Consider the following 13,589-nt stretch of genomic DNA (forward strand, 5'->3'; position numbering starts at 1 on the left):
TGCCATAAAAAATTCTCCTTTCTGGTTTTGGTCTTATTTAGATTCTTGCCAGAAAAGAGAATTTTATTTCCTAAAAGCACAAATTATTTTACACTACCTTTCTAAATTAAAAATAGAATGAGTTAGACTCTAGTTCATTCTATTTTTTTAGTATCTCCACATAAAAGGATACTCCATCTTTTTCATTTTTAGCCCAAATTTTAGCATCATGTAAGGTTACAATTCTATAAACGATAGCCAATCCTAAACCAAATTCTCCTTTATATCCTTTATTGAATTTTGTAAAGAGAGAATCTAAAACTTCAGGTTCTATGTTAGGACCATCATTATGAAATTTAAGCCAGATCTTATTTTTCTCTTTTGAGTTTAAAGATATGAGTATTGAACTCTTTGCATATCGCATTTGGTTATCCAATAAATTTTCTATAACCACTCTCCATTGTTCCACATCCCCATTAATATTTGCTGGAGATAATTCCAATTGCCAATCAATATCTGTTCTATTCCAGGACAACCTTTCTATTACATCTTTTATTAATCTATCTAAAGAAAAGTCTTGGTAAGAAGTATCATGAGTATTTAGATAATCCAACTTTGTTATATAGAGTAGATTTCTTATACGTTTTTCAAGTCTTTCTGCTTCCTCATCTATTACCTTTACAGAACAATCCAAATCTCCTTTTGGATAGATTCCATCTCTAATGGCCTGTGAAAAGCTACGAATAACCATAACAGGGGTCTTTAACTCATGGGATATGTGTTGTAGGAAAGATTGCTGCATTTCTTCCTGATAGATTAACTGGTTCCTAAGTTGTTCTATAGATTCTCCTAATTTACCTATTTCATCATGTCTATCTAATTCTACAGGTTCTTCCCACTCATTATTTGCAAGTTTTTCCACCCGCTTTTCTAAGCTTACAAGGGGACTAGATAAATATCTTGATAATAATATAGCAGGTATCCAGCTAAAGATGAAAACTAGAAACATGATAAAGGCTAATTTTCTAAACAAGGTTTGGACCAAATCTTCCCTATAGGAATCCCACATATAGGAAACTAAATAAGCATCTTGGTTTAGGGCCTTACCTTTAGTAATAACATAAAATATTTTTTCCGTTCCTACTTTTCCACTATATCTTTCACTATTGTGCTTTTGAGTTAATGCCTGGTTTTTTACTTCATTTAAGAAGTTTATGGAAAGAGAAGAGGAAAGAATTATTGGGCTATCTTCGTAGATTATAAAATGGTTAACGGTGCGAATATTTTCCAAAGTTTGCCTTGATTTCTCTGGCCCTTGGGATTCTAATAAATCTCTTATGGAACGTATATCATATTGATTAAACATCAAAGTTTGAGCTGATTCTATAGTTGCATATATTTCATTGGTAAAGAAATCCCTTAGAGTCAATGGTAATATTACAGATAATATCAAAGATATACCTAAGGTAATAGTTGCAAAAACTACCCAAATTTGAATTGATAAAGGCCAATTTTTCATCTTATTTTTCATTTTCTATCATCCTATATCCATATCCATATATGGTTTCTATTCTTAGTTCAGGCATCTTCTTCCTAAGTCTTCTTACTAAGTCATCTACCACCCTATCCGTTCCAAAATAATCGATGCCCCATATGACCTGAAGAATTTGTTCTCTAGAAAGAGCTATACCTTGATTTTTAGCAAAGTAAAGTAGTAAGTCGAATTCCTTAGAGGTTAAATCTATGACAGAATCTTTCAATCTAACTCTTCTAGGTTTTTCTTCTATTGTATAAGGGAAAATCTCTAGAACTTCCCAGTTAGTGCCATAGACTCTATCTAAAAGATTTTTAGTTCTAATGACTAACTCCCTAGGAAGAAAAGGCTTAGCTAGATAATCATCGCTGCCTAATTCTAAACCCAAAACCCTGTCGATATCTGCATCTCTTGCAGAAATAAATATTACGGGAACATTTGGAGAAGTTAATTTAATCTCCTTTATTAGCTGGTACCCATCTATATCTGGCAGCATAATATCAAGTATCCATAAATCTGGAGGATTATTAATAGCCATTTTTGCTTCTTTACCTGTCAAAAAAGAAGATACTTTCCAACCTTCTTTTTTTAAATAAGTAGTCAATACTAAATTTAAATTATGGTCGTCTTCTACTAAATAGATTTTATAACTCATATTTATCTTCTCCTTAAGGGTAAATCTTGAAAGAATTCTTTAAATTTATTATATCAGAAAAATTAATATTTAATTGCCTATAATTTTTTTATCAACATTAGTATAATACAGCAAATGTATGTTATCCCTATCAAATAATTATGGGAAATTATGAAAAAGGCAATGGATAATTTTACAACAAAAACATATTCTATCTATATTTTTTTCACATTTATATATTAATCTATTAGGTAAAGATTGGGATAGAAGGAGGTTTAAAAATGGATAATGAAAAAAGAGATTTAAATCAAATGATAGAAATAATAGAAGGTATAGATACTGTTGTAGAGGATGGCGAAGATAATAATGATAATATTGGAGATTTAAACAAAGACAAAATAAGCAAGGAAAAGAAAAAAAGTAAAAGGAATAGGATATTATCATATCTAGCTATTGCTTTAATATCCTCCCTTATTGGTGGATTGGTATCACCCTATATAGCTATAAACTATTTATATGCTGATAAATTACCATCTATAGAAGAAAAGGCTAATAATAATAATGATAATGTAGTTTACAATATTGATGGGAGCAATATTACTGCAGTTTCTGTAGCAGCTAAAAAAGCCATGAGTAGTGTAGTGGGGATTACAACAAAACAAGTTCAAAACTTTGGTTTTATATCCCAAGAAGTAGATGGGGTAGGTTCAGGTGTAATAGTGGATAAGAATGGCTATATACTTACCAATTCCCATGTTGTTGGTGATGGGAATGCGAAAGAGATAACAGTATTACTTGAAAATGAAGACAAAATTCCCGGCAAGGTATTATGGAATGATAGCTCCATAGATTTAGCCATAGTAAAGGTGGATACAACGGATTTACCAGTTGCTATATTAGGTGATTCAGACAAATTAGAAGTAGGGGAAATCGCCATAGCCATAGGAAATCCATTAGGATTAGAATTTCAAAGGACTGTAACTTCAGGGATTATATCTGGACTTCATAGGTCCATCCAAGTAGATCAATACAATGTTATTGAAGATTTAATCCAAACGGATGCTTCTATTAATGAGGGAAATAGTGGAGGTCCTCTGTTAAACAGTAAAGGGGAAGTAATAGGAATAAATACAGCTAAAATAAAAACTGCCGAAGGATTAGGCTTTGCCATACCTATAAATACAGTAAAACCTGTAATAGAACAAGTAGTTAAGGAAGGGACCTACAAAACTGTATTCTTAGGTATAACAGGAGTTGAAGTAGAACTATATGAAAGGCAACTAGGAGTAGATTTAATAGCTGATAATGGAGTGGTTATAATTGAAGTAGTTCCAAATTCACCAGCAAGTAAGGGTAATTTAAGGGCTGGAGATGTAATAACCAAAATTGATGACCAAGAAATACAAAATATGAACCAGCTGAAAAAATCCCTTTACAAATATAAAAAGGGAGATAAAGCAAAGTTGAATATTATTAGAAATGGCAGAGAAGAGCAGGTAGAAATAGAATTTAGTGTTTTAAAATAAGACAAGGGGACGGTTCTCTTGTCTTATTATATTTCAAATTTATCTAATTCCCAATATCATATTCTTTGTATTAATTATAGTTGCATCTAATGAGGAAAAAGAATATAATATTTACATCCCCCCATGGGGGATATAAATATTATGAGGGAAGGTATTACATGAAGGATGAATTACGAAGTTTTAAAGGATTTCATAAGGAAAATATTATAACCATAATGGCTTTAGCTTTACCAGCAATGATTGAAAACATTTTACAAGTTCTCATTGGTACTGTAGATACATATTTTATTGGAAAAATTGGTACGGAAGCTATAGCTGGTGTTGGGATTACCAATTTAATTATGAATATATATATTGCATTTTTCCTTGCATTAGGAGTAGGTACTACTGCCATTGCATCGAGAAATATAGGTTCTAATAATGTTGAAAATGCTAATAATGCAGTAAAACAATCTATTATAATGGCTTTGGGTATAGGTGCAGTTTTTGGAATAATAAACCTTACTTTTTCTAAGAATATATTACTTTTTTTAGGTGCAGAAGAAAGAGTACTTCAGTATGCCTTACCATATTTTTTCTCTGTAGCAGTCCCATCCGTTTTTCTATGCCTTATGATGGTTTTATCCAGTAGCTTGAGGGGGGCAGGAGATACTAAAACACCTATGAAAATAGCAATTGTATCAAATGTTATTAATATAGTTCTTGACTATATACTAATATTTGGTATATTTGACTTCAATGGACTTGGTATTCTAGGAGCGGGCATAGCTACTACAACTTCTAGAATAGTTGGGGCTATTCTTTTATTAAGAAAGATTAACAGTAATGAAACAAAAATACATATTAATATACTTGATAAGTGGAGTATTGATAAAGATATCTTAAAATCTATTACTAAAATAGGATTGCCTGCTGGATTTGAAAAATTAATCATGAGGTTTGGACAGCTTGTATATGGTGGATTGATTATAAAGATAGGTACTGAAGCTTATGCAGCACATAATATAGCGGGAACCATAGAAACATTTTCCTATTTACCAGGCATGGGTTTTGGAGTAGCAGCGGCTACCTTAGTTGGACAAAACCTCGGAGCAAAAAAAGCTGATGAGGCTCAAAAATATGGACTGATGTCTTACTTTCTAGCAACAGGATTTATGGTAATAGTAGGTGCTATTTTCTATATATTTGCTCCATCTCTTGCAGAGTTATTTAGTGAAGATTCAGAAGTAATAAACCTAGTTGTAAAAGTATTGAGAATCATAGCCTTATTTCAACCTTTCTTATGTATAACACTTGTAATTACATCAGCACTTCAAGGAGCAGGAGATACAAAATTTCCAATGTACTCAACTCTTGTAGGAATATGGGGAGTACGAGTATTAGGGGTATATATTTTAGGAATGAAATTAGACTTGGGGTTAGTTGGTGTATGGTTAGCATATGCCTTAGATGTAACAGTTCGAGGAATTATTTTAATGATTCGTTTTATGAAAGGGAAATGGAAAGAAATAAAAATAGAATAACACAATTTTATATAAAGGGTGTGATAATATATGAATGAATATGAATATAACCATCCTCATAGTAAACAAATTATTAACAGAATGTCAAGGATTATTGGTCATGCAGAAGCAGTAAAAAGAATGATAGAGGAAGGAAAAGAATGTGATGAAATTCTTATACAAATATCAGCAGTTAGGTCTGCACTTAATAACGTTGGGAAGTTAATTTTGGAAGATCATATAAATCACTGTATTTTACAAGCTGTTGAAAATAATAATAAGGAACCACTAGAAAAATTAAATAAAGCAATAGATAAGTTTATTAAGTAATTATTAGATATTTAATGTTAGTACTACAAGATTTTTTTGGGATGCAGCATTTATATATAGTACAGCAAAACATAATATAAGCTATATCCCCTGAACTCTTTCAAAGAGTTCTTTTTTATTTGATGGGTATAATATCCAATAGGAATTATTATACATGCTTATGAACCATAGCCTTATTTTATAAAAATTAATAAAGAGGGGGCAGCTAAATATGAAAGATTTTAAGATGTTTTTAGATAGTATTGATGAGTTAGATAAAAGAGAACGAATGGAAGATATCTTAAAATATATAAAAAAGAAGTTTCCTCAATTGAAAGGAGAGATTAAGTGGAATCAGCCAATGTTCAGTGACCATGGAACTTTTATCATCGGCTTTAGCGTTGCTAAAGGACATATAGCCATGGCCCCTGAACCAGCAGTCATTAATCTGTTTAAAGAAGAGATTGAGAAAGCAGGATATTCTTATACACATGGGTTGTTTAGAATTAAATGGACTGATAAAGTCGATTTTGATTTGCTGGATAAAATTGTGTTTTATAATATTGAGGATAAAAAAGATATGACTAAATTTTGGCGATAGTAGAAGAGGGATACTTTCACGAATCTTTTATAATAGGCGAAAACTACTTGTTAGTATGATATAATTAAGATAGTTATCAATTTCTATTTAAAAGAATAAGTGATTTTGAGAAATAAAATTACTATATATTAATCTTTCTTCCTTTAAGGCAAGGAATGTTTATTTTGATTTGCATGGCATTGAAAGAATTTGAGTTAATTTAAATATAATTTTAAAGCAGTAGATTATTTCTATAATAAATCTACTGCTTTAATTCTATGGTATTATATCTATCACCAAATAAGTTTTGCCAGTCAAGTTGATAGGGTGAACCGTGCCATAAATAGGATAAGCTATGTTTGTTATATGAATGCAACCTTTCTTGTATTTATGTAGTATTAATAATAGAGGTGGTGATATCTTTGGATTCGAAGGAGCATGTTACAAGTATTGTCAATCAATATTCTGATATGGTTTATAAATTAGCTTTGGCAAGAACAAAAAATAAGTCAGATGCTGAAGATGTATTTCAGGAGGTCTTTATTAAGTACATGAAAAATTATCACAAAATTGTTTCTGATGAGCATTGTAAGGCATGGCTCATAAGGACTACAGTAAATTGTAGTTACGATATATTTAATTCCCCATGGACGAAAAAGACAGTTCCTATGATAGATAATCTAGTATTTAGTACGGAGGAAAAAAGTGATATATACTACAATGTATTAGAATTGCCGAAAAAGTATAGAACAGTAATCCACCTTTTTTACTATGAAGATATGTCTATTAAGGAAATAGCCGAGGCCCTTGGGACAAAAGAAGGGACAGTGAAATCACAATTACATAGGGGAAAAAATATGTTAAAGGAATCTCTGAAAGGGGAGATGGATTATGTTTAGAAAATTATACAAAGAAGCAAATAATGATATTGAAGTGGACAAATCTCTAAAAGAATCCACCGCAGATAAGATGCTAAATACAAATGTAAATAATAGAAGACCTAAAAATATTTTTAAATTTGCTACAATAACCGTAGTTATAGTAATGGTTATATCTAGTTTCTTTATTAAGAGCAATAGGGTGAATCCTTATGCCATAGCAGAACCAGCATATCCAACAAAAATTAAATTTGATGATTTAGATGAAAAGATAAATAGAAGAGAAGATATAGATGAAAAGTTTTTAAAAAACCTTAAGGATTTTTCAATTAAATCCTCTTCGTTAGTACTAAGGGAAACAGATAAAGATACAAACAGTCTTTATTCTCCAATAAGCTTATATATGGCCTTATCTATGGTTTCTGAAACAGCTAATGAAGATACTCAAAAAGAGATTTTAGAAGCATTGAATATGGATAATATTGAAATGGTAAGAAGTGAAACGGGGAAGTTATTTAGAAGACTCTATTATCATAATGAAATAGGAAAACTAAGCCTTGGAAACTCTTTATGGCTAAAAAATGATGTTGAATTTAATAGTGAATTACTGGATTTATTGGCAAAAGAATATTATGCTAGCTCTTTTAGCCTTGATTTTAATGATAAAGGAAGTCCTAAAAAAATCAGCAAATGGGTCTCGGAACAAACAGGTGGAAAGCTTGGGAAAAATTCTGATGAATTTTCTTTTAATCCAGATGATGTAATGACATTGATAAATACCATATATTTTTATGATGAATGGGTAGATAGCTTTAATGTCGAAAATACAAAAGAAGATGAATTTTATCTTGCAGATGGAAGTATAGTAAAATCTGATTTCATGAACATGACCTATGGTAGTCATGGTTTTGTAGGTGCTGATGGATACACTGTTTCTTATCTTAATTTAAAGAATAGTAGTCAAATGGTATTTATTTTACCTGATGAAGGAGTATCTCCATATGATATTATATCAGACCCAGAATTGTTAGATGAAGCTCTGAATTCATTATCAACGGATGAGAGGCAGATGGGAGAAGTTATATTTAGAATTCCTAAATTTAATTTTTCTTCAAGCATTGAACTAATAGAAATTTGTAAAACTTTAGGAATAGAAAATGCTTTTGAAATAACAGCAGATTTCACTAATCTTTCAAATACTAAACCCCTATTTATTTCAAATATCAAACAAAATTCAGCTATATCCATTGATGAGAAAGGCGTGGAAGCTACAGCTTTTACCCAAATAGACTATTGTGGAGCAGCACAGCCAGATGGAAAGGCTGAGATGATACTAAATAGACCTTTTATATTTGCAATAACAGGTGTAGATGGGTCACCTTTATTTATTGGAATTATTAATAATCCAGTTGAAAAATTTCTTCAACGGGAGTATTAAATAATTTTCCAAGTTTCATGGCTAATTCTATAATCCAAGTAAGCAAAAATAAAACAGTATAATAAGGCACTGGCCAAATGTCAAACATATTATACATTTATTAGTAAATATATATAAAATTAATAATAATAAATATGATATTGATTTTTGACAATAAAAGGATTATAATCAATATGAAGGTCAAAGAAAGTCAAACGAAATCAAAGAAAATATTTCCCCAAGGTAGATGAGGAGGCTTATTTATGGAGTATAAAGATTATTATAAGATATTAGGAGTAGATAAAAATGTAAGTAATGATGAAATTAAAAAGGCTTATAGAAAGCTAGCCAAAAAATATCATCCTGATTTAAACCCTAATGATAGGAAAGCCCAAGAAAAGTTTAAAGATATAAATGAAGCCTACCAAGTATTAGGGGATGAAGATAAGCGAAATAAATATGATACTTTTGGTAATGGATATAACTTTACAAACGGTCAAAATTTTGATCCTTCTCAATTTGGATTTGAAAATTTTGGCGATGGATATAGGTATACTTATACCACAGGGGGTGGAGAAGGATTTAGCGATTTTTTCAATATGTTCTTTGGAGGTAGTGACTTTGGTATAGGTGATATATTTGGAGACAGAACAATGGGTAGGAGCAATTATAATAGACCTAATCCCCAAAGTTATGAATCTGAAATAGATATAAGTATAGAGGAAGGATACAAAGGTACAACTAAAAACGTATCCCTTAGAATAGGAAATGAAACTAAATATTTGTCGGTAAAAGTACCAAGGGGAATATTGCCTGGGAAAAAAATAAAGATTAAAGGCGAAAAAGCTGGAATCCATGGGGATATTTATTTTAAAATAAACTTTATTGTAGATGAAAAATATAAACTTGAAGGATTAGATATATATCAACGAGTAAACCTATTTCCTTGGGAAGCGGCTTTAGGGACTAAAATTGTAGTAGATACATTAGCTGGAAAAATTAAAGTAACCATTCCTCCTAATATGGAGGGAGGCAAAAAAATTAGAATACCTAAAAAAGGCTATAGGGATATGAAAGGGAATATGGGAGATCTATATATTGAAGCTAATATAGTAAATCCTTCTAATTTAACAGAAAAACAAAAAAGACTTTATCAACAGTTAAAGGATATATCTAATTAAACTTTAGTTGAGGGGTGGTAAAAATGGATTTGAATAAATTCACACAAAAAAGCCTAGAGGTAGTTCAAAATTCCCAAGAATTAGCAGTTAAAAATGGGAATCCTCAATTGGAGGAAATCCATATTCATTTTGCATTAATAAACCAAGATGAAGGATTAATACCAAGGGTACTGTCCTATATGGGTGAGAATATTGGACTTATTAAGAGTGATATTGAAAAAGAATTAGATAATCTTCCTAAACAATCGGGAGGGGGAGGCACTCTCTATCCTAGTAGAGCATATACTAAGATACTTCTAAACTCTGAAGATGAAGCTAAAAGATTTGGAGATGAATATGTGGGAGTAGAGCATATCTATATATCTTTACTTAAAGAAAGAGGGATTCCCTCAGAGAAGATTTTTAATAGATATAATATAAACCTACAAAGGTTTTTAGAGGCCCTTAAAAAGATTAGAGGTAATCAGACAATTACCTCTGACAATCCAGAAGCAACCTATGATGCTTTAAAACGATTTGGAAGGGATTTAACAGAGGAAGCGAGAACTGGGAAGCTAGATCCGGTAATAGGTAGGGATGAGGAGATAAGAAATACAATTCGAATTCTTTCTAGAAGAACCAAAAATAATCCAGTTCTCATAGGAGAACCGGGAGTTGGCAAGACCGCCATAATTGAAGGACTAGGCCAAAGGATAATCAATGGTGACGTTCCTGAAGGATTAAAGGATAAAACTATTTTTGCCCTAGATATGGGAGCTTTAATCGCAGGAGCAAAATATAGGGGCGAATTTGAAGAAAGATTGAAAGCAGTATTAAAGGAAATAGAAGAATCCGATGGAAGGATAATAATGTTCATAGATGAAATCCATAATATAGTGGGTGCAGGCAGAACAGAAGGATCTATGGATGCCTCCAATCTTTTAAAACCAATGTTAGCTCGTGGGGAAATCCTTTGTATAGGAGCCACTACTTTAGATGAATATAGAAAATATATAGAAAAAGATGCAGCTTTGGAAAGAAGATTTCAAAAGGTGTTAGTAGATGAGCCTACAGTAGATGACACCATATCTATTCTTAGGGGGATAAAGGAGAAATATGAGATTCATCATGGAATTAGGATTTCTGATAATGCAGTTATAGCTTGTGCTACCCTTTCAGATAGATATATTAGCGATAGATATTTACCAGACAAGGCTATAGATCTAATGGATGAAGCTTCTGCTATGATAAGAACAGAAATAGACAGTATGCCAGCAGAATTAGATGAGATAAGAAGGCGAATATTACAGTTGGAGATTGAAAGAGAAGCTCTTAAAAAGGAAAGGGATGAAGGTTCTAAAATCCGTCTTGGGAAAATAGAAAGGGATATTGCCTCTTTAAGAGAAGAATTTGATATTAAAAAAGCAAAATGGGAGGAAGAAAAGAAGGATATTTCTTCCTTAAAGGAAATAAAGAAAGAGATAGATAAAACAAAAAGAGAAATAGAGGAAGCAGAAAGAAACTATGATTTAGAAAAACTATCTGAATTAAAATATGGCAAATTACCTCAACTAGAAAAAAGATTAGAAGAACTTAATCAAAAAAATCAAAAACAAGATAGGATGCTAAAGGAAGAAGTAACAGAAGAAGAAATAGCAGAAGTAGTATCTAAATGGACGGGTATTCCTGTATCTAAACTAGTGGAAACGGAAAGAGAAAAATTATTAAATCTAGATAAAATCCTCCAAAAAAGAGTTATTGGTCAAGATGAGGCAGTAGAAACTGTGGTAGGGGCTGTTATTAGAGCTAGAGCAGGTATTAAACCGTTAAATAGACCAGTAGGTTCCTTCATCTTTTTAGGACCAACTGGAGTAGGGAAGACTGAATTAGCAAAAGCATTAACTGAAACTTTATTTGATGATGAAAGAAATATGGTAAGGATTGATATGAGTGAATATATGGAGAAACACTCGGTATCAAGGCTTATAGGTGCACCTCCCGGATATGTAGGATATGATGAAGGTGGTCAATTGACAGAGGCTGTTAGGAGAAAACCTTATTCTGTAATACTATTCGATGAAATAGAAAAAGCCCATCCTGATGTATTTAATATACTTCTTCAAGTATTAGACGATGGTAGGCTAACAGACAATCAAGGGAGAACAGTAGATTTTAAAAATACTGTAATAATAATGACCTCTAATATAGGTTCAGCTTATCTGCTAGAAGGATTGAAGGAAGACGGTAAAGTAGATGAGAATACTAAAGAAATGGTTATGGATGAGATGAAAAGGACTTTTAGACCAGAGTTTTTAAACCGTCTTGATGAAATAGTAATGTTTAAACCATTACAGAAGGAAGAAATATTCAAGATAATTGATTTACAAATAGATGAGATAGAGAAAAGATTGCAGGATAGGCAGATTGTAATTGAATTTACAGATGAAGCCAAAGAATATGTTCTAAATAGAGCTTACTCGGTACAGTATGGTGCAAGACCAGTTAAAAGATTTTTACAAAAACATTTAGAAACAGAAATGGGCAAAATGATTATAAAAGGAGATTTAAAGGATAAAGATAAAGTAGTTGTGGGTGTAGATGAGAACAATAACCTACAATTAATAATTAAAAATTGATTGGATAATGAAAACTCCATAACCACAATTTTGGCATTAAAAGGTTTAGGAGAAGATGATATATCATTAACACTATTACTTTTTAACATAATATATATTAGTTAATAATTTGTGCAGGCATAGGAGGAGACTATGAAGATAAGAAAATTTAATTATCCTATTATTATAGAGGTATTATAAATGTGACCTCTCTTTTTTAACCATAGCAAAAAGTAAAATATAATTGACAAAGTGTCACTAAAGTAGTACATTGTTATTAGGAGGTGGGTGAATGTCAAAAAACTTAAAATTAAAAGCAGCAAGAGTACTAAAGGATATGACTCAAAAAGATTTAGCAGAAGCAGTAAATGTATCAAGACAAACCATTAATGCAATAGAAAATGGAGATTACAATCCCACCATAAAACTATGTAGTGATATTTGTAAAATCCTTAACAAAAGTTTGGATGATTTATTTGGTTGGGAGGAATAAAAAATGAAAAGTAAATTAGACGAACGTCAATTATTGCTCAGAGGAAATGCACTTAAACATGGATTTATTTTAATTGTTAATTTACTTCTAATTGATGCTTTCTTAAAAGATTTAGGAATTGTACTTATTGAAGGGATGTGGGGAAATATTTTAATAATTGTTATATCTAGTTGTGTTTGTTTAAATGAGATGGTAATAAATGATTCTATGAATATTGAAGAAAAATCTGAACGGATGCTAGTGTTGCTATTAGGAATTGGAGGATTAATTTTATTTGTATGGGGAATTATCGACTTAGTAATCAAACCTTCAAAAATAATATTGAAAGGGTCTTTGTCAAAACAAGGGGCAGAAATGTTTATGGCAATTGCTTGGTCAAGTGTTCTAATTACTTATTTATTTAAAAGAAAGAAACTAAAACAGCTAGATGAAGAAAGTTAGAATTATATGTCCAGAAGTTGAAGGGAAAGATTATTTATGAGAAAGATTAGCTTAGCATCTTTTAGTGCACGAAAGACAGGAAATTGCTCCTCTTTTAGAAACACAAAAGTATGGTCTAAATTCAATAAAAGATTCTCTCATTAGAGGCACTAATGGATAATGCAAGGATATCTGTAAAGGTAGATATTACTACAGGAGAAAGTTAAAGGATAAGTAAGACGTTCTATAAAGAGTATCATAATACAGCAGAAATGTTTTATACTTTGAATATTTTTAAGTAAATATTGAAGGGTGTTTTATGTTCCCTCAGACTAAGAGTTTGGGGGAACTTTGCTTTAAGGGAGCAAGGTTTTATGCAAAATATAGTTACTGATTACTTTTATGGATGAAAGTTCAAGTCAGCCATTTCTTACTGTTTGAAGCTTAGTGTAAAATAATTGTTGGACAAAAAACAAAAAAATATAGAGAAATATCCTCCATTTGATATAATGTAATCGACAAAAACCACATTAAAGGAGGAA

At 31.2% G+C, this 13,589-nt stretch carries 12 protein-coding genes; 10 read left to right on the plus strand and 2 right to left on the minus strand.

The annotated features are described in order from the left end of the window. Nucleotides 1-139: 139 nt before the first annotated feature. Nucleotides 140-1,510 (minus strand): sensor histidine kinase, encoded by a 1,371-nt coding sequence (locus C3E90_RS08915; RefSeq protein ID WP_236915291.1) that lies wholly within the window; start codon nt 1,508-1,510, stop codon nt 140-142. Then, nucleotides 1,500-2,168 (minus strand): response regulator transcription factor, encoded by a 669-nt coding sequence (locus C3E90_RS08920; RefSeq protein ID WP_236915292.1) that lies wholly within the window; start codon nt 2,166-2,168, stop codon nt 1,500-1,502. The genes C3E90_RS08915 and C3E90_RS08920 overlap by 11 nt, the downstream gene beginning before the upstream one ends. A gap of 260 nt (nt 2,169-2,428) precedes the next feature. Between C3E90_RS08920 and htrA the strand changes: the two genes are divergently transcribed. The 10 genes from htrA to C3E90_RS08970 all read left to right on the plus strand — a co-directional run bounded on the left by htrA (nt 2,429) and on the right by C3E90_RS08970 (nt 13,068). Continuing rightward, nucleotides 2,429-3,673 carry a serine protease HtrA gene (gene htrA, locus C3E90_RS08925; RefSeq protein WP_236915293.1) on the plus strand — a complete coding sequence of 415 codons (1,245 nt, stop codon included), beginning with the start codon at nt 2,429-2,431 and terminating at the stop codon, nt 3,671-3,673. Between the two features lie 158 nt (nt 3,674-3,831). After that, the gene (locus tag C3E90_RS08930; RefSeq protein ID WP_236915294.1) at nt 3,832-5,196 is read left to right on the plus strand and encodes an MATE family efflux transporter; all 1,365 of its coding nucleotides are present in this window, start codon (nt 3,832-3,834) and stop codon (nt 5,194-5,196) included. A 30-nt stretch (nt 5,197-5,226) separates the two neighbouring features. After that, nucleotides 5,227-5,505: a metal-sensing transcriptional repressor gene (locus C3E90_RS08935; RefSeq protein ID WP_236915295.1), complete on the plus strand. Its 279-nt coding sequence runs from the start codon at nt 5,227-5,229 to the stop codon at nt 5,503-5,505. 211 nt (nt 5,506-5,716) lie between these two features. Then, nucleotides 5,717-6,085, plus strand: coding sequence for an iron chaperone (locus C3E90_RS08940; RefSeq protein ID WP_236915296.1), 369 nt, complete (start codon nt 5,717-5,719; stop codon nt 6,083-6,085). Nucleotides 6,086-6,477: 392 nt separating this feature from the next. Beyond that, nucleotides 6,478-6,963 (plus strand): RNA polymerase sigma factor, encoded by a 486-nt coding sequence (locus C3E90_RS08945; RefSeq protein ID WP_236915302.1) that lies wholly within the window; start codon nt 6,478-6,480, stop codon nt 6,961-6,963. Beyond that, nucleotides 6,956-8,380 carry a serpin family protein gene (locus C3E90_RS08950; protein ID WP_236915297.1) on the plus strand — a complete coding sequence of 475 codons (1,425 nt, stop codon included), beginning with the start codon at nt 6,956-6,958 and terminating at the stop codon, nt 8,378-8,380. The genes C3E90_RS08945 and C3E90_RS08950 overlap by 8 nt, the downstream gene beginning before the upstream one ends. A gap of 242 nt (nt 8,381-8,622) precedes the next feature. Continuing rightward, nucleotides 8,623-9,540, plus strand: coding sequence for a DnaJ C-terminal domain-containing protein (locus C3E90_RS08955; protein WP_236915298.1), 918 nt, complete (start codon nt 8,623-8,625; stop codon nt 9,538-9,540). A 23-nt stretch (nt 9,541-9,563) separates the two neighbouring features. Next, a complete protein-coding gene (gene clpB, locus C3E90_RS08960; RefSeq protein ID WP_236915299.1) occupies nt 9,564-12,155 on the plus strand; it encodes an ATP-dependent chaperone ClpB in 2,592 nt (863 codons plus the stop codon). Nucleotides 12,156-12,426: 271 nt separating this feature from the next. Further along, complete coding sequence (locus C3E90_RS08965) at nt 12,427-12,627, plus strand: helix-turn-helix transcriptional regulator (protein WP_236915300.1); 201 nt, start codon at nt 12,427-12,429, stop codon at nt 12,625-12,627. Between the two features lie 3 nt (nt 12,628-12,630). Continuing rightward, nucleotides 12,631-13,068, plus strand: coding sequence for a hypothetical protein (locus tag C3E90_RS08970; RefSeq protein WP_236915301.1), 438 nt, complete (start codon nt 12,631-12,633; stop codon nt 13,066-13,068). The last annotated feature ends 521 nt before the right edge of the window (nt 13,069-13,589 follow it).

The organism is Clostridium sp. Cult2, from assembly GCF_021655075.1.
Classification (GTDB): domain Bacteria; phylum Bacillota; class Clostridia; order Tissierellales; family Tepidimicrobiaceae; genus Schnuerera.